Source organism: Noviherbaspirillum soli (assembly GCF_015352955.1).
Classification (GTDB): Bacteria; Pseudomonadota; Gammaproteobacteria; order Burkholderiales; family Burkholderiaceae_D; genus Noviherbaspirillum_A; species Noviherbaspirillum_A soli.
This window is the reverse complement of the sequence record NZ_JACYOX010000008.1, coordinates 34,539-52,366: the sequence shown is the minus strand read 5'-3', so window position 1 is coordinate 52,366 and position 17,828 is coordinate 34,539. Positions and strand designations below refer to the sequence as shown.

Annotated in this window: 14 protein-coding genes; 12 read left to right on the top strand and 2 right to left on the bottom strand. The window is 61.8% G+C overall.

Annotated features, from left to right (window positions below):
* Nucleotides 1–267: 267 nt before the first annotated feature.
* Both IGW04_RS08745 and IGW04_RS08740 read right to left on the bottom strand, forming a co-directional pair.
* Complete coding sequence (locus IGW04_RS08745; RefSeq protein ID WP_194712684.1) at nt 268–2,244, bottom strand: acyltransferase family protein; 1,977 nt, start codon at nt 2,242–2,244, stop codon at nt 268–270.
* A gap of 165 nt (nt 2,245–2,409) precedes the next feature.
* Nucleotides 2,410–3,447, bottom strand: a complete 1,038-nt coding sequence (locus tag IGW04_RS08740) for a LysR family transcriptional regulator (RefSeq protein WP_267253687.1) — start codon at nt 3,445–3,447, stop codon at nt 2,410–2,412.
* 59 nt (nt 3,448–3,506) lie between these two features.
* On the opposite strand from IGW04_RS08740, the gene IGW04_RS08735 reads away from it, so the two are divergent.
* From IGW04_RS08735 to IGW04_RS08680, 12 genes are all read left to right on the top strand, one after another.
* The gene (locus IGW04_RS08735) at nt 3,507–3,680 is read left to right on the top strand and encodes a hypothetical protein (protein WP_194712682.1); all 174 of its coding nucleotides are present in this window, start codon (nt 3,507–3,509) and stop codon (nt 3,678–3,680) included.
* Between the two features lie 308 nt (nt 3,681–3,988).
* Nucleotides 3,989–5,146, top strand: coding sequence for an MraY family glycosyltransferase (locus tag IGW04_RS08730; RefSeq protein ID WP_228526952.1), 1,158 nt, complete (start codon nt 3,989–3,991; stop codon nt 5,144–5,146).
* Nucleotides 5,147–5,213: 67 nt separating this feature from the next.
* On the top strand, nt 5,214–6,491 hold the full coding sequence (gene tviB, locus IGW04_RS08725; RefSeq protein WP_194712680.1) for a Vi polysaccharide biosynthesis UDP-N-acetylglucosamine C-6 dehydrogenase TviB: 1,278 nt from the start codon (nt 5,214–5,216) through the stop codon (nt 6,489–6,491).
* A gap of 26 nt (nt 6,492–6,517) precedes the next feature.
* Nucleotides 6,518–7,558, top strand: a complete 1,041-nt coding sequence (locus IGW04_RS08720; protein ID WP_194712773.1) for an SDR family oxidoreductase — start codon at nt 6,518–6,520, stop codon at nt 7,556–7,558.
* 2 nt (nt 7,559–7,560) lie between these two features.
* Complete coding sequence (murJ, locus tag IGW04_RS08715) at nt 7,561–8,886, top strand: murein biosynthesis integral membrane protein MurJ (RefSeq protein WP_323744837.1); 1,326 nt, start codon at nt 7,561–7,563, stop codon at nt 8,884–8,886.
* Between the two features lie 11 nt (nt 8,887–8,897).
* On the top strand, nt 8,898–10,064 hold the full coding sequence (locus IGW04_RS08710; RefSeq protein WP_194712678.1) for a glycosyltransferase family 4 protein: 1,167 nt from the start codon (nt 8,898–8,900) through the stop codon (nt 10,062–10,064).
* A gap of 15 nt (nt 10,065–10,079) precedes the next feature.
* Complete coding sequence (locus tag IGW04_RS08705) at nt 10,080–11,369, top strand: O-antigen ligase family protein (protein WP_194712677.1); 1,290 nt, start codon at nt 10,080–10,082, stop codon at nt 11,367–11,369.
* A 27-nt stretch (nt 11,370–11,396) separates the two neighbouring features.
* Complete coding sequence (locus tag IGW04_RS08700) at nt 11,397–12,368, top strand: polysaccharide deacetylase family protein (protein ID WP_194712676.1); 972 nt, start codon at nt 11,397–11,399, stop codon at nt 12,366–12,368.
* Between the two features lie 50 nt (nt 12,369–12,418).
* On the top strand, nt 12,419–13,543 hold the full coding sequence (locus IGW04_RS08695) for a glycosyltransferase (protein WP_194712675.1): 1,125 nt from the start codon (nt 12,419–12,421) through the stop codon (nt 13,541–13,543).
* A 2-nt stretch (nt 13,544–13,545) separates the two neighbouring features.
* Nucleotides 13,546–15,522 (top strand): asparagine synthase (glutamine-hydrolyzing), encoded by a 1,977-nt coding sequence (asnB, locus tag IGW04_RS08690; RefSeq protein WP_323744834.1) that lies wholly within the window; start codon nt 13,546–13,548, stop codon nt 15,520–15,522.
* Nucleotides 15,523–15,561: 39 nt separating this feature from the next.
* Complete coding sequence (locus IGW04_RS08685; RefSeq protein ID WP_194712673.1) at nt 15,562–16,656, top strand: acyltransferase family protein; 1,095 nt, start codon at nt 15,562–15,564, stop codon at nt 16,654–16,656.
* Nucleotides 16,653–17,828, top strand: a complete 1,176-nt coding sequence (locus IGW04_RS08680) for a glycosyltransferase family 4 protein (RefSeq protein WP_194712672.1) — start codon at nt 16,653–16,655, stop codon at nt 17,826–17,828. Before IGW04_RS08685 ends, IGW04_RS08680 begins: the two co-directional genes overlap by 4 nt.

Below are 17,828 nucleotides of genomic sequence, written 5' to 3'. Positions count from 1 at the left end.
TATATGTTGCGATAATGAAACAAATTGCGCCGCTAGTGGCGCGAGGCTGGGCTTATCGCTGAGAATTATTCATAATCGTCGCCGCTCGGGACTGTGCGCCTGGTACTGCATTTCATATAGGTAGGACGCTGCATGACCCTGGACCTGATCGATTACCTGATTGCCGCAGCAGTTTTGCTCGCTGTAGCAATCTGGTTTGATCGCTGGTGGCGCAAGTGAGACGGGGCGGCCCGTGTACTCCCGGTTTAAGGCCATTTCCGGCCAATCCTAATCGGCAGCTACCGCACGGGATGGCTCAAAGACGCTGGGTGAAGCATCGCCCTGTATAAGGCGTATTCCCTTCTCCAGAAGCATCTTGCCGATCAGTCGCGAACCCATATCATTCAGATGCCCGCTATCCCGGTACAGCGGGACGTTGCCTATCATTGCGTGGCAGTACCCGCCATCGCAAATCGCCTTGTTCGGATCTATATAGCTTGTTGTGGGGAATTCCCGCTTCAGGGCTTGAAACATCAGACGTTGCCTGCCATTTGGTTGAGCTAACGTGTCGCAGCTGTCAGCACTGCCGAACAGCAGCCGTCGAATCGGGCAATTGGCATTCGTCGTGCCCTGATTGTTCAGGATGATGATTGGTTTTGCTCCGGCGGAAAGGATGGCGGAAATCGAATCCTTCAGCCCTTGGTGAAGTCGCGCGAAGTAAGCGGCCGTCCCATCGTTCGGCCAGGAAGCGGCCAGGATGACGTACTTGTAATTGCCTGACGCAATGAGGTCGTAATTCAGCTTGTTCCTCAATCTGCACTTTTCAGCATAGGAAGCTTTCGGCCCCAGTGCCAGTTCCTTGAGCGGCATGCAACCATCCATCGTGTAGTGCATTACCGCCACATTGTGCTGTTTTGCCAGCACATCAACCATGCCGGTGAAATGGTTCGCATAGGAATCCCCAATGAGAATCATTTCGGCCGGCTTGGACGATGCGCCGAGGACGCAGGAGGGGTGCGGAGGGCGTTGATAGAAGAACGTTGGGGAATGGCATTGCTGGTGCAATTTCTCTGGCACCGTGGCGATAATCTTTTCATACTCCACCACGCGCGCGTCGAACCGGCCTGGCAGCCCGCCGGTTCCAATGACGGCAACCGATGCCAGTGCCAGCACGGCTAGCGGCATGGCATATCGCCTCCATGCGGTCCTGGCAAATGTCATTCCGGCGCCGGAACGGCGGAATGGAATTTCAACGAATTTCCACGACAAGCACGCAAGCGCGATGGATCCCGCGAAGATCAGCATCCCGCTGATCAGGGTGATGGGTACACCCAGATAATTGGCATAAGCAATCACGGGCCAGTGCCAGAGATAGAGGGAATACGAAATCAAACCGATAAACACAATGGGTTTGGCTGATAGCGCCCGCGCAGTCCATGTCCGTGGATTCGCGCCGGACGCGATGAGCAAGGCAGTGCCTACGCATGGATAAAGCGCATTGATGCCAGGAAAAGGGACGGTCTCGGTGAGGAAGAAAAGACTCCCGAACATCAGGGCCAAGCCGGCCAGGCCGCATGCAGTGGAATTACGGTAACTGAATGGCGCGCCCTTGTGGAACATCAGAATTGCAAGTGCGCCACCGATCATCAGTTCAAAGAACCGGGTAGGTAGCAGGTAATAGGAAGCAGAAGCGACAACGCGTACGCCAAGCTCCGATGCCGCCACGGCAGCCAGCAGGCCCAGCACGATTGCGATAAATAGCGCGGTTGCGCGCAGGCGGGCAAGCGCCAGGAGAAGGATCGGCCAGATAATGTAAAACTGTTCCTCGACGCCGAGCGACCACGTGTGAAGCAGCGCAGCCTCATCGACGCCGCCATTGAAGTAATTGCCATATTCGCGCCAGAAGTAGATGTTGGACACCGCGGCAGCCGCAGCAACGGCGCCCTTGAACAAACGCATCAGATCTGCCGGCGAGAGGAGTGCCAGGCCGAATGCCAGTACAACCGCAATCATGACAAACAGCGCGGGGATAATACGGTTGATGCGGCGCCGGTAAAAGGCGGCAAAGCCGAAGCTCCCGTTCCGGATTTGACCGTAGATCAGAAACGTTATCAGGTATCCGGAAATGACAAGAAAGATATCTACTCCCGCAAAGCCGCCCGGGACCAGTTTTTTCTCCAGATGAAACAGCACAACCGAGATCACGGCAATCCCGCGCAGGCCGTCGATATCGGGTCTATACGCTAATCTGTCCTTGCTATCCATGACCTTCGCTGTCCCAGCCCTTGGTTATCCTCTAATCCGTCGTGGAAAAGCTCGGCCGTACTCCATGCATGACACAGGCTTGCCTGTACGCGCTTACGCAAAGTGGCAGTCGCACGCTAGGTCGCCGCGCCTTCGGCAAGTTGCGTCATCGTTCCAGGTGCGGATCTAGCCTGGGCCGATGCTGCGGCTTGGCATGCCGGCCGCTTCTCCAAGTATGGCCGCGTGTGAATGCAGCAGACCTGAAAGCGTGCTGGCGCCGACGCCGGGCGAGGCTTGACGCGCATGCACGATATAAAAGTGCTTGCTGCTGTGATAGTGCGCTGGGGTTGGCAGCAAGCATAACCGCCCATCGCGCAGATAGCGCTCCACCCGTTTCAGTGGCAGCCACGCATAACCCATGCCGGCTTCCAGGGCCGCCAGCGCGGTGTCGATGCTGCCGACATGCCAGGTGGAAGCATCTATTTTGCGGCCGGCGGAAGCCGGCTTTGCGCTTCCGCCGACATTCAGGACGATGCGTGTATGCCGGTCCAGCTCCACTTCCGAAGGCGGCACATTGGCTTGTGCCAACGGATGGTCGAAACAGGTGACCATCGCATATTGCACGGATAGCAGCCGGTCGGCGATCAGGCCCGGCGGCACGTTGGCACAAATTGCCAGATCGACCGTGTTATGCGCAATGGCTTGTTCGACTTTCAGGCCACTGTCTTCCAGCAGGCTCACCTTTACGTGCGGTGCGCCGGTGGTGAAGCTGCGTATCGCCGCCATCAGGAAATCCTGCGGACAATCATGGTCCACCATCAGGCGCAACTCCGGCTCCCAGCCCATGCGCATTTTTTCCGCCAGCACCTCGAGTTCGATCGCGCTGCGAATGACCTCCCTCGAGTATTCCATCAGGGCGCGGCCCTGTTCCGTCACATGCGCCTTGCGGCCTTCCACCTTCAGGAGCGCAATGCCCAATTGCTCCTGCATCTTGGCCAATGTATAGCTGATGGCAGACTGGCTGACATGCAGGTATTCGGCTGCGGCGCTGAAGCCGTTGCAATCGATTACTGCATGCAGCATGCGCCACTGCTTCAATGTAATCCTCGCGCGCCGGCTGTCGTACGCACGGGAACTGCGTACCGCTGGCGAACTGCGTACCGCTGGCGCATCCTGGTGTTCTCGCGCTGCAAGGATGTCGGTGTTGGTTTCTACCAGTTTCATATTTAGACGTATCGCCTGCTAAATAGTAATAAGACGGTGACCCGAACATGCACCCGCGCATGGACAAGCAATGGCAGACCGCGCTTATTAGTCATTTTTCCAAAACCGCCAAAAGCCGGCGGGCAAAGGATGTGATCGACCTTTTTGCCGATGCCGGCGTAGTGCCGAGTTCGATCATGAAACTCAGAATACGAGAGCTCAAAGGGCAAACCTTTAACATTTGTCAAGATTGACGAACATCGCTCACAGCGTTCACTCTAATTAACAAAAGGCAATTTTCGCAAGCAAGTCATGCATTTGATCTTATGGATGGATAGGAGCATTGCGTTTGAAGCGCGTTCTATCGAATTTTCATACTTATTGTGCCAACGGCGAGTCCGTAGAATTTGACCTGCACACAAGCCACCCGCAAATCCAGGTCGACGCTTGTGTGCCAGGAGCAAACAATGAATTTGTCTCAGAGGGACGCCGGGGCTCACGCCCTTGCCGAGAATCAGCACAGGGCAGCCGACTGCGGGCGATATGGCGATGGAGGGACGCGATGATACCTATATCCGACATGTGGGCGATGGTTGGGGTGCCGACTGTTACCAGCTTTCTTGTCAGCTTGCTGATCGTGTGGACCGAACGCTGGCATGGCAAATACACGTTCGATATCGATATGGCTGGCGTGCAGAAAATGCACCGCCGCCCGGTACCGCGTGTGGGCGGCATCGCTCTCATCGCCGGCGTGGCGGCGGTCGTGCTGTTCGGATGGTTCTACCGTCCGCCCCCTACCATGGAAAACCATAGCCGCGACGTGATGCTGCTGCTCGTTGCTGGCATGCCATGTTTCCTGATGGGTCTGACGGAAGACCTGACGAAGCGGGTATCGGTGCGTGCGCGGCTGATGGCGACCTTCGGCAGCGGGCTGCTGGCCGCATGGCTGTTGGACGCTTACCTGCCTCGGCTCGATATCTACGGCGTCGACCATCTGCTGCAATACGGACCGCTGGCCCTGATCATTACCGCGGTGGCCGTGGCAGGGGTTGCCAATGCAATAAATATTATCGATGGCTTCAACGGTCTGGCTGGAAGTGCGGTCACCATCATGCTGTGTGGCATGGGGGTTCTGGCCTGGCAGTTCGACGACGTCTTCATGGTAACGCTGATCCTAGCCGGCATTGGCACCATGCTGGGCTTCCTGGCCGTAAATTACCCAACTGGACGACTGTTCATGGGCGACGGCGGCGCCTATGTGGCCGGCTTTTGGGTGGCCGAGACTGCGGTACTGCTGGTGATCCGTCATCCGACCATGTCGCCTTGGCAGGTACTGGCTATTTGCGCATATCCAGTGATCGAGGTGCTGTACAGCATCTATCGCCGAAAAATCGTCCGCAAGAGCAGTCCCGGCGTACCAGACCGATTGCATCTGCACACGCTGCTGTACCGCCGGCTGGTATGCCGCTGGCTGCCGGCTGGCACGCTGCCGCGCTGGAAGGGCAACGCTGTTGTGGCTGGCATCGTCGTGATCTGGCTCAGCAGCGCCAGTTTTGCGGCCATCCTGTTCGGCGGCAAATCTTGGGTGGCCTTTAACTTGGTGATGTTGCAACTGTTGATTTACATGGCGGTATATGCGCGCTTGGTGCGAGGGCACTGGTGCCTGAACGTTTTCGTGATGCTGGGCTTGCGCGCCGAGCGCACCAGGGTGGTGGCATGAGCAAGCGGAATATGGGCCGGCCGGGCCAAGGCCAGGTTTGATCAACATGCAGCAGGGAGAGTCCTCTATGAATGTTTCCTCTTCAACCGTCATTGCCGTAGTTGGCCTGGGCTATGTCGGCCTACCGCTAGCCGTCGAGTTCGGCAAGCAGTATCCAACCATCGGTTTCGACATCAACCAGCGCAGGGTCAGCGAACTGATGCAGGGCGTCGACACGACACTGGAAATCGACCAGGCCGACCTCACGGCGGCGTGCCGACTCACTTTCACTACCCGGCCGCAGGAGTTGGTGCGCGCCTCGGTCTACATCGTGACCGTGCCGACCCCGATAGACCGCCACAAGCAGCCCGACCTGACGCCGATTGAACGAGCATCTGAAACCATAGGCAATGTCTTGAAGCGCGGCGACGTGGTGGTGTACGAATCCACTGTCTACCCCGGCGCCACCGAGGAATTCGCAGTGCCGGTACTCGAGCGCGCCTCCGGCCTGAAATTCAACAAGGACTTTACCGTTGGCTACAGCCCCGAGCGCATCAATCCGGGCGATCGCAGCCACCGGCTCACCAGCATTATGAAAGTCACGTCCGGCTCGACCCCGGAGGCGGCCGAATTCGTTAATGCGCTGTATGCCAGCATTATCCCGGCCGGAACCCACAAGGCGTCGTCGGTCAAGGTGGCGGAGGCGGCCAAGGTGATCGAGAACACCCAGCGCGACCTGAACATTGCGCTGATGAACGAGTTTGCGATTATCTTCAAGAAGATAGGCATAGACACTGAGGAAGTGCTCCAAGCGGCTGGCACCAAGTGGAACTTCCTGGGCTTCCGGCCCGGCCTGGTCGGCGGCCACTGCATAGGCGTGGATCCCTACTACCTGACGCACAAGGCTGCGGCGCTGGGCTACCACCCGCAAGTGATCCTGGCGGGACGCCGCATCAACGACAACATGGGAGGCTATGTCGTAGGCCAGCTGGTCAAGAAGATGCTCAAGTCGCAGATACCAGTGGTGAATGCGTCCATTCTGATCATGGGTTTGTCATTCAAGGAAAACTGCCCAGACCTGCGCAACACCAAGGTGGCCGATATCATCAACGAGTTAAAAAGCTACAACGTCAATATTGATGTGTACGACCCATGGGTGATACCGGAAGACGCGCAGCATGAATACGGCGTGACTCCGGTGCGCGAGCTGCAGGAAGGAAAGTACGACGCCATCATCCTGGCAGTGGCGCACGATGAGTTCCGTGCGATCGGCAGCGAGAAGCTGCACAGCTATGGCAAGCCGATGCATGTACTGTACGACCTCAAGTACATGCTGCCCAAGAACGAATCGGACATGCGGCTGTGAAAGGGCGGACAGGCGAAGCGGGCGCCATGCTGCCGGACGCGCTGCGGCAGCGGCTGCGGCTGCGGCAGCACACCTGGCTGGTGACGGGTTGCGCCGGCTTTATCGGCTCCAACCTGCTGGAGACCTTACTGGCGCATGACCAGAACGTGGTTGGCCTGGATAATTTCTCCACTGGCCATCCGTTCAACTTGCGGGAAGTGAAGTCCACGCTGGAAGCCACGCAATGGGCGCGCTTCCGTTTCATCGAAGGCGACATCCGCGATGCGGCAGCCTGCGCGCATGCCATGCGCGGCATCGACCATGTACTGCACCAGGCTGCGCTGGGCTCTGTGCCGCGTTCCATCGATGACCCGATCACCAGCAATGCGGTCAATGTCGGAGGTTTCGTCAACATGCTGGTGGCCGCCCGTGATGCCGGTGTATCGAGCTTCACCTACGCCGCTTCCAGTTCCACTTACGGCGACCATCCAGGGCTGCCCAAGGTAGAGGACCGGATAGGCAAGCCGCTCTCGCCGTATGCGGTCACCAAGTACGTCAATGAACTGTATGCCGACGTGTTCGCGCGCTGCTACGGCATGTGCGCCACCGGCCTGCGGTATTTCAATGTCTTCGGCAAGCGCCAGGATCCGAACGGCGCCTATGCCGCGGTAATCCCAAAATGGGCCGCGGCCATGATACGGGACGAAGAAGTCGCCATCAACGGCGACGGCATGACAAGCCGCGACTTCTGCCATGTCGATAACGCGGTGCAGGCTAACCTGCTGGCGGCGCTAGCGCCGGAGGCAGCGCGCGGCCAGGTCTACAACGTGGCCGTAGGCGACACCACCACGCTGCTGGAGTTGTATGCGGGCCTGCGTTCGGCGCTGGCCGAGCAGGGTCTGCAGTACAACCGCGCGCCGGTGCACCGGCCGCCGCGGGCCGGCGATGTGCAGCATTCGCTGGCCGACATCAGCCGCGCCGCGCAGGCGCTCGGCTATGCGCCCCGTTATCGTATCCACGAAGGCCTGTCGATCTCGATGCAATGGTATCTGCAGCGCGAACGGCAGTTGCTGGGGAGCGCTAATTGAACGTGTTTGTCGCCTGGAACAGCCGCATCCGGGGCTTTCATCCGGACCATGCGGCCATATTGCGCGGCATGGCGTGGGTAACGCTGTTCGTCATGCTCGGCAAGCTCTCCGGGGCCGCCAAGGAAATGGCGGTGGCCTACCGTTACGGCATCGGCGCGCAGGTGGACGGCTATCTGTTCGTGCTCAACCTGGTTAACTGGCCGCTGGCGCTTTGGTTCGGCGTGCTGACCATGGTGTTGGTGCCGCTGGCGGCGCGCCTGCAACAGGAGCACCCCGGCGAGTTGCCGCGCTTTCGCGCCGAGTTGCTGGGTGCCGCGCTGGGCCTGGGCTTGCTGCTTTGGCTGGCTGCCGCGCTGCTACTGCCGGCACTGATACGCGCACCCTGGGCGGGCCTGACGCCTGGCACCGCGGCCTATGCCGCCGAAGCCGCAAGGGGACTGACCCTGCTCATGCCGCTGGGCGTTCTGGCCAGCCTGTTTTCGGCGTGGATGCTGGCCGCCGGCCTGCATGCCAACACCTTGCTGGAAGGCGTGCCGGCGCTGGCCATTGCAACTGCGGTGATGCTCGGGGACGGCGGCATCCTGCCCTTGGTGTGGGGCACGGTGGCCGGCTGCATGCTGCACATGGTCTGCCTGGCGCTGCCCCTGCTCAGGCGCGGCGAACTTGTCAAGCCGCGCATCGGCTTGACCTCGCCTGGCTGGCGCTGGTTCTGGCAAAGCTTCGCCATCATGCTGGCCGGGAATGCGGTGATGAGCCTGATCGACATTGTCGACCTGATGTTCGCGGTGCATCTCGGCACTGGCGCGGTGTCCACGCTCAGCTACGCAAACCGCGTTCTGGCGCTGCTGCTCGGACTGGGGGGCACCGCGATCAGCCGCGCCACCCTGCCGGTGTTTGCGCGCGCCCAGCATGAAACGCCACAACACATCCACATGGTCGCCAGCCGCTGGGTTTGCATCATGCTGTGCGTGGGAGCCCTGGCCACTGTGATGGTCTGGTGGCTCGCGCCGCTGGCGGTTGCGCTGCTATTCGAGCGCGGCGCCTTTGACGCCGCCAACACCGAGTCGGTAGCCAGCGTGCTGCGCTATGGCGCGGTGCAGATGCCGTTCTATTTCGCCGCGCTCGTGCTGGTGTCGAGCCTGGTGTCGCGCGGCTTGTACCGCGCGGTCGCCATCGGTGCAGCTGTCAACCTGCTGATCAAGGCAGGCGCCAGCCTGATGCTGGTGCCTGCGCTGGGCATGCAGGGTATCGCGCTGGCGACCGGCGTGATGTACCTGGCGTCGTTCGCAATGCTGTACTGGTATGCACGGCATGTCTATAAAACATAGGGGACTTGCATATGAAGCTGCTGATTTATCTGCATTCGCTCGAATCCGGAGGCGCCGAACGCGTGGCAGCCAATCTTGCCAATCACTGGGCCAGGAAGGGCTGGCAAGTGACGATCGCCACGGTCGAAGCCATCGAGCGCGATTTCTACGAACTGGACCCTAGGGTGGCTCGCATCGGTTTTGGCCTGAGCGGCGACAGCCGGGGCATCGTGGAGGCGGCAATTCGCAACGTGGCACGCATCCGCCGGCTGCGCGCCGCGATCCGGGACATCCAGCCCGATGCGGCGCTGGCAATGATGACCAATGCCAACGTGGTTCTTGCGTTGGCCTGCCGCGGCCTGCCGCGCTTCTGCGCGGTCGGCTCTGAACATATCTATCCAGCCCAAGTGTCAGTGGGCCGTGTCTGGGATATGCTGCGCCGCATGCATTATCGCGACCTGCATGCAGTGGCGGCCCTGACGCCCGAATGCAGGAAATGGATCATGCGCAACACATCGGCGAAACAGGCGCCGGTCATACCCAATGCTGCTGGCTGGCCGCTGCCCTTGCAGGAGCCGGTGCTGCCGCCGGACTCGCTGTGCAAGCCCGGGCGCCGCATCCTGCTGGGCGTTGGCAGGCTGTCCTACCAGAAGAATTTCCCGCTGCTGATTGATGTGTTCGCACGTCTTGCGCCACGCAATCCTGATTGGGACCTGGTGATACTGGGTGCTGGTCCAGACCATGAGGCACTGCGCGCCCAGGCTGCGGAGCGGGGCCTGTCCGAACGCGTTTTCCTGCCGGGCGTGGTGGGCAACCTGCGGCATTGGTATGAACGCGCCGACTTGTATGTGATGAGCTCGCACTTCGAGGGCTTTCCCAACACACTCGCCGAAGCGCTGGCCCACGGCCTGCCCGCCGTTAGCGTCGACTGTGACACTGGTCCGCGCGACATCATCCGCCATGGCGTGGACGGGCTGCTGGCCCCAGTCGGCGACTCCAGCGCGCTGGAGGAGGCGCTGAATCAGGTAATGGCTGACGGGGCCCAGCGCGCCCAATTCGCGGCGCGTGCGGTGGAAGCGCGCGAACGGTTTTCGATGGAGCGGGTGGCAGGAATGTGGGAGTCGCTGTTTTCCGAACCGCTCGGTGTCGACAGGCCGGCGCTTTCCGCCCCCGCCTCGGCCCGCGACAGCGCTTACTAGGACAGGACAAGGGCGATGATGCAGATCGAAGCGCAAGTCGGTACAGGCTACGGCTCCTACCGCACCAGCCGCGCTGCACGCGATTCCAGGCGCGCGCTGCTGGCTTGGGCCAGCGTGGCGCTGTCGGTGATCCTGGTGTGCATCTTCATGAATTTGCCGGTATACGTCCGTAGCCTGGACAAGAGCATGCCGCCGAAGCTTTTCTACATCGGTTTCATGCTGTTGCTGTTTCCAATACTGATGGCGCGGCTGCATGCTTTCCTGTCCTACCTGGCTTCTCCGTTCGGCTTGTGGGCACTTGCGCTGTTGCTGCTCAACCTGATGCACTTGATCACCGACGCGGGGAGCCTTACCGCGCGCGGCGAGATGCTGGTCAGCTTCCGGCTCCAAGCAATCGGCATGGTCCTTTTTCTCGGCTTTGCCTTCACCCACATGCGCCAAAGCGGATGGGAACGCAGTTTCGTGCTGCTGGCGGTGCTGGTTCCCAGCCTGGTAATTGCCGACTTCTTCTATCCAGGACAGCTGTATCCGCCTGACACCGCGGGCACGGTGCTGGGCAGGGCATCCGGCACCTTCATCAATCCGACCATCGCCGGCGAAGTTATATTGCTTGTCTTCTTGCTGTCTTATCCGATAGTGCGCAAGCGCTACCACACCGCGCTTGTCGTTCTGGCAGGCATCGCGGTGCTAGTGACTTTTACCCGTGCCGCCATGATTTCCTGGCTGGCGCTTTGGGTGTTCCTGATGCTGCGTAGACGGCTGCCAGCCGTGAGCGCGATTACGGCGCTGGCAGTGGTGGTGCTGCCGCTGGCCATGGGCGGGCTGGAAAGCTACATCAGCAAGCGCGGCGACTTTTCAAGCGCGATCGAAAACATCGAGCACCGGCTGATGTTTTTCTCCAAGGGGCGCCTCGATGATGACAGCGCCATGGAACGCGCCGCCGTGTTGCAATCAGGGTGGGAAGCGTTCGCCGCCAACCCGCTTACAGGGCTCGGCGCCGGCGTGACCGACGGCGGCCAAAGTCGTTTGTGGCCGCACGCGGTTGGCACCCATAACCAGTTGGTAGCGCTGGGCGCCGAATATGGCGTGGCCGGCGTGATCATGTGGCTATGGCTGCTGCTGCTGCTGCTGCGTGGCCGCTATTTCCACGACCGCACGATACATACTGCGCTGATCCTGCTGTTTTGCGCAATGACGTTCTTCACGCACAACATGTTTGACTTTCCCTATTGGCTGCTTACCTTCGCGCTAGTGTCGCAGCGCGACAAGGTAAAGCGCAGAGCGTTTGCCATGCCAGCTTCCTGACCTTGTTCCATTGCATAAGAAACGATTTTGTCCGCATTTACCATATCGCTCGATTTTGAATTGTTCTGGGGTGTCGCCGACATTGCCGATATCAAGAGTTACGGCGCTAATGTCGAAGGCGAGTGGCAGGCCGTACCGGCGATATTGGCGCTGTTCCGCCGTTACGGCGTGCGGGCAAGCTGGGCCACGGTGGGCATGGCCATGTGCCGCGACTATCGCCACTGGCAGTCGCTGAGGCCAGTCGTCATGCCGGCCTACCGCAACTCTCGGCTGTCGGCCTACGCCTATGGCAGCATGGCGCAGGCTCACCCGCGGCTGTTCTTTGCACGGCCGTTGATAGAGCGGATTCTAGAGACGCCGGGCCAGGAACTGGCGAGCCATACCTATAGCCATTACCTGTGCAATGAAGAAGGCGCATCGCCGGACCAGTTTGCCGCCGATATGGCATGCGCCACGGACATCGCGGCGGATCTCGGCATCAAGCTTCGCAGCCTGGTAATGCCGCGCAATCAGATCCATCCGCGTTATCTTGAATGCCTGCCGAGACTAGGCATACGCGTGGTTCGCGGCAACGCCGATCACTGGCTGTACCGCAGTGGCCACCGAGCGCCTGGCGGCATCGCCGGACGGGCGGTGCGTCTGGCCGACGCGTGGTTGCCGCTGCACTCGGCCACCGTGCAGACGGGCAGCTTCGGTAATGACCTGGTCAATGTGCCGGCCAGCCTGTTCCTGCGGCCATGGTCGCGCACGCTGGCGGGCCTTGAAGCCCTGCGCATGCGCCGGCTGCAGAACTCGATGACGGAAGCTGCGCGCAGCGACGGCATCTTCCACCTGTGGTGGCATCCTCATAACTTCGGCGTCAACCAGGCCGAGAACCTGCGCTTTCTGGAAGGCGTGCTGCAGCACTATGCAAGACTGCGTGGAGAGTTCGGGATGCAGTCCATGGCCATGCGCGACTTTGAGCAATCTCAGCATCAACAGGCGCTTCCGCATGCATGATCGATCTGCAAACAACTGTGGCCGCCCCCCTTCGGCCGAAAGAAAAATAAATGCCTACTGTTCTGCATATCATTACCGGCCTTGACACCGGCGGCGCCGAAACGGCATTGCTGCGCCTCATCATGGGATCGATGCATGGCCAGTACCGACATCAGGTAGTGACGCTGACGGCCGGCGGCGCCATGCTGCCGGCGTTCCTCAAGGCCGGCATTCAGGTCAGACAGCTTAACCTGCGGCGCGAGCCCATCTCCGGCTTTTTGCAACTGCTGCGCATGATGCGCGAGTCGCGGCCCGACATCGTGCAGACCTGGATGTACCACGCCGACCTGGTCGGCGGACTTGCGGCAAGGCTGTCGGGCAATCGCAATGTGATCTGGGGCATACGCACGACCGGCATCGCGCATGGCTCGCGCGCCACCGCGGCGGTGCGCCGGGTTTGCGCCTGGCTCTCGAGCTGGGTGCCGCATACCATTGTGTGCGTTGCCGATGCGTCGCGTCGCGCCCATGTCGACAGGGGCTACGACGGGGCGCGCATGGTGGTGGTGCACAATGGCTTCAACCTGTCGGGTATGCCCGCGGCCGATGCGGCGGCGGCCCTGCGCATGCAGTGCGGCTTCGACGACACCCATGTCGTGGTGGGCAACCTGGGTCGGTTCGACCTCGACAAGGATCTGGAAAATTTCGTGAAGGCGGCAGGCATCCTGGCGCCGGACTATCCCAACTTGCGTTTCATGATGGTGGGCTACCGCAGCGATGCCGAGCGGGCGCAACTGGAGTGCTGGATTGCCCGCACCAGCCATGCCGGCCGCTTCGCCCTGTTGCGGGAGCGAAGCGACGCGGCGAATTGCCTGGCTGCCATGAACCTGTTCTGCCTTTCCTCGCGCAACGAAGGCTTTCCAAACGTTGTGGGGGAAGCGATGGCAGTCGGCGTGCCGTGCGTCGTCACCGATGTCGGCGACACTGCGCTGCTGGTGGGCGATACCGGCGTCGTGGTGCCAAAGGAAGACCCAGTGGCGCTGGCCGCCGGCCTGCGCCGGTTGTTGGAGATGACGCCCCAGGAGCGGCGCGCACTCGGATGGCGCGCCAGCGAGCGAGTGCGCGAGCAATTTACCGTGCGCCATGCGCAGGAGCGCTTCGAAACGCTGTACGGCACTGTTATTCGCGGCGGGGTGTAATCGTGTGCGGCTTCGCTGGTTTTCTAGGTGGCGACGGATGGCACGATGCCGGCGCCTGCCACGCCACGTTGGCGCGGATGACGGATGCAATGCATGCGCGCGGACCCGATGACGCGGGCTACTGGCTGGACCCGGAGGCGAGGGTCGCGCTGGGGCACCGGCGGTTGGCCATCGTCGACCTGTCCCCAGCCGGGCACCAGCCCATGCCATCGGCCAGCGGCCGCTGGATGATTGCGTTCAATGGCGAAATCTATAACCACCTGGACCTGCGCCAGGAACTTCATGCAAGCGGCCTGGCCCCCGCATGGCGCGGCCATTCCGACACCGAAACGCTGCTGGCCGGCTTCGATGCCTGGGGCGTGCGTGAAACGGTGGAAAGAGCGGTGGGCATGTTTGCCTTTGCCGTCTGGGACCGCGCCAATGGCGTTCTTACGCTGGCGCGCGACAGGCTGGGGGAAAAACCCCTGTACTACGGTTGGCAGGGCTGGGGCCGCGAGCGGGTATTCCTGTTCGGTTCCGATTTGGCCGCGCTGCGGCGTCATCCGCGCTTCGAAGGCGCCATAGACCGCGGCGCGCTGACCCAGTTGCTGCGACATAACTACATCGCCGCGCCCCATGCGATCTACGAAGGCATGGCCAAGCTGCCTCCCGGCAGCATGCTCGGCATTAACCTGCGCGATTGCATCGCACGCGAGACGGTCTACTGGTCAGCCGTGGAGCGTTATCGCGCAGGATTGGAACGGCCGTTCGGGGGAAGTCCGGAACAGGCGGTCGATGCGCTCGAGTCCTTGCTGGCGCAGGCGGTGAAGCGGCAGATGATGGCCGATGTGCCGCTGGGGGCCTTCCTGTCGGGCGGCGTGGATTCGTCTACCGTGGTAGCGCTGATGCAGACGCAGTCCTCGCGTTCGGTAAAAACCTTTTCGATCGGTTTCCACGAGGCCCAATATGACGAGGCCAAGCATGCCAAGGCGGTGGCGGCGCACCTCGGCACCGACCATACCGAGCTATACGTAACGGCAGCCGAGGCAATGGCGGTGATACCGCGCTTGCCTGAAATCTATAGCGAACCATTTGCGGATTCCTCGCAGCTTCCCACCGTCCTGGTGTCGCAACTGGCGCGTAGCCATGTGACGGTGTCGCTGTCGGGCGATGCCGGCGATGAACTGTTCTGTGGCTACAACCGCTATAGCTTGACGGAACGCCTGTGGGGCCGTCTGAGCGCGCGTCCCCTCGCGGTGCGCCGTTTCGCGGCGCGCATGCTGACCAGCCTGTCGCCGGACACCTGGAACCGGATGGCAAGCATGTTCATGCCTCTGCTGCCGCCAGCGCTGCAGATGGCCAACGTGGGGGACAAGCTGCACAAGGGCGCCGGCGTGCTCGACAGCCGCACCATCGACGACCTGTATCTCGGCCTTACCTCGCATTGGCGCGATCCGGGCGCCATCGTGGTGCGCGGCCATGAGCCCGGACCATCGATGATGGACCTGGCCGCGCGGCTGGACGGATTCGGCGACATGCAGCGCATGATGGCGCTGGACATGCTCCACTACCTGCCCGATGACATCCTGGCAAAAGTGGATCGGGCGGCAATGAGCGTCTCATTGGAAACCCGCGTGCCGTTGCTGGACCATCAGGTAGTGGAATTCGCCATGCGCCTGCCGGGCGCGATGAAGCTGCGTGGCGGCGCCACGAAGTGGGCGTTGCGGCAGGTGTTGTACCGGCATGTGCCCAGCGCATTGATAGAGCGCCCGAAGATGGGTTTTGGCGCGCCGATCGGCGTATGGCTGCGCGGTCCGCTGCGCGAATGGGCTTCCGCGCTGCTGGAGGAAGGGCGGCTGCGGCGTGAAGGGTACTTCGAGCCGCAGCCCATCGTTCGCCGCTGGCGCGAGCATCTGAGCGGTCAGCGCAACTGGCAGCATGCTTTGTGGAACGTCCTGGTGTTCCAGGACTGGCTGGAGCATCAGCGGCACACAATCTGAATCGTCGGGCAACAATGCCGCAGGACTGGAGGTCCAGTAATGACAGCGATTACCATACGCCATATCCCCTCGCTGGATGGTATCCGCGCGGCGGCGGCGCTGCTGGTGTTTGCAAGCCACGCGTGGATGGACGTGCCCATACCCAGCAGCCTGGGCGTGACCGTCTTCTTTTTCCTGTCCGGCTACCTGATCACCACCCTGCTGCGACAGGAATACGAGGTCGGGCGTCGCATCGACCTGCGCAGTTTCTACATCCGGCGGGCCTGCCGCATCTTCCCGCCAATGTACTTCATGCTGGCCGCCATGCTGCTGTATGCGCTCGCCACGGGGGAGGGGGCCGGCGTGAACGGCGGGGCGCTGCTCGGACAGGTCATGCACCTCACCAATTACCTGATCATCGGGCGCGGTTCCGACGCGTCCCTGGTGCCGTACACATCGGTGATGTGGTCGCTGGCCGTGGAAGAGCATTTCTACCTGCTCTTTCCGGTGTTTTTCATCCTGCTTGCGCGCCGCATGCCGATACGCCGCATGGCCTCCGTGCTGGCTGTGCCGTGCATGCTGGCATTGTTGTGGCGCCTGCTGCTGGTGCTGGACGCAAGCGTCACGAACCAGCATGTTTATTACGCTACCGACACCCGGTTCGACAGCCTGCTGTTCGGCTGCGTCATGGCGGTGTGGCGCAATCCTGTGCTTGATGCGCCGCCGCCCGCCACCACCGAGCCGTCGATGGTCGGCAAGCTGGCCTTCGCAGGCGCGTTGCTGCTGCTGCTCCTGACCCTGGTCTGGCGTAATCCCATGTTTCAGGTCACGCTGCGCTATACGCTGCAGGGCATTGCGCTGTTTCCGCTGTTCTGGCTGGCCGTGCGCTATCCTTCCTGGATCGTGTTTCGCTGGCTGAACTGGAAGCCCATGATCTGGCTGGGCGGCATCTCCTACAGCTTCTATCTTGCGCATCCATTCTGGCTGCATGTGGCAGGCCAGCTAGCCGATGGCTGGCGCAAGGCAGCGCTGGGCCTGGTGATGACCCTCATCTTCTCCAAATTGCTTTACCTGCATCTGGAAAAGCCTTTCCTGGCGCTCGGACGCCGCCTGTCCGGCAGCGGGATGCCAGCCGCATTGAAGGAGGCAATATGACCCGGCCAGCGGTTGTCCTGTCGGTCAACACCGCGTGGAATGCCTGGAACTTCCGGGCTGGCCTGATCGACGCCATCATCAGGCGTGGTTATCGAGTGGTGGTGGCGGCGCCTGCCGATCCGTATGCCGCGCGGCTGGTTGCGGCAGGCTGCGAATTCGTCGACCTACCGATGGACAGCAATGGCACACATCCAGGCCGGGACTTGGCGCTGCTGCTGCGATACCTGGCGCTGCTGCGGTCGCAGGCGCCGGTCGCCTATCTCGGCTACACCATCAAGCCCAATGTGTATGGCTCGCTGGCAGCACGGGCGCTGGGTGTCCCGGTGATCAACAATATCGCCGGCCTGGGCGCGGCCTTCATCGATGAGGGCATGGTGACCAAGGTGGCGCGGTTGCTGTACCGAACGGCGTTGCGGCGCTCGTTCCGGGTGTTCTTCCAGAATCCGCAGGACAGGCGCCTGTTCCTGGACGCTGGCCTGGCGCCGGCGGAAGTCGCGGACTTGCTGCCGGGGTCCGGCATCGCGGCTGGCCGTTACCCGGTGCAGCCTGCGCCGTCGCGCCCAGGAGCGCCGTGCTTCCTGCTGGTGGGGCGGATGCTGATCAACAAGGGCGTGGTCGAGTTTGCCGAAGCTGCCCGGATCGTGCGCCGCACGCTGCCGCAAGCGCGGTTCCAGTTGCTGGGGCCGATGCAGGAGGCCAACCCCAACCAGGTGCCGGCGCGGGCAATCGCAGCGTGGGAAGAGGAAGGCTTGTTGGAGTACCTGGGCGCGGTCGATGACGTGCGCTCGCAGGTCGCGGCCGCCGACTGCGTGGTGCTGCCGTCTTACCGGGAAGGCGTACCGCGGACCCTGCTCGAAGCCGCCGCGATGGCGCGCCCCATCATCGCAAGCGACGTTGCCGGCTGCGTCGATGTAGTGGAAGACGGGGTCAACGGCATGCTTTGCCGCGTCCGCGACCCCGCCGATCTGGCGAGCCGGATGCTCGCGATGGCCGCGCTGCCAGCCAGCGAGCGGGAGCGCATGGGCGCAGGCGGAAGGCGCAAGGTGGAGCGGGAATTCGATGAGGGGCTGGTCATCGCCAAATATCTGGAGGCGATCAGCGCAGTGGAAGAAGTCCGCAGCCGGGGGCTGCCAGCGCGGCCGCAGCCTGGCCGCACCGACCTCGGCGCCTGA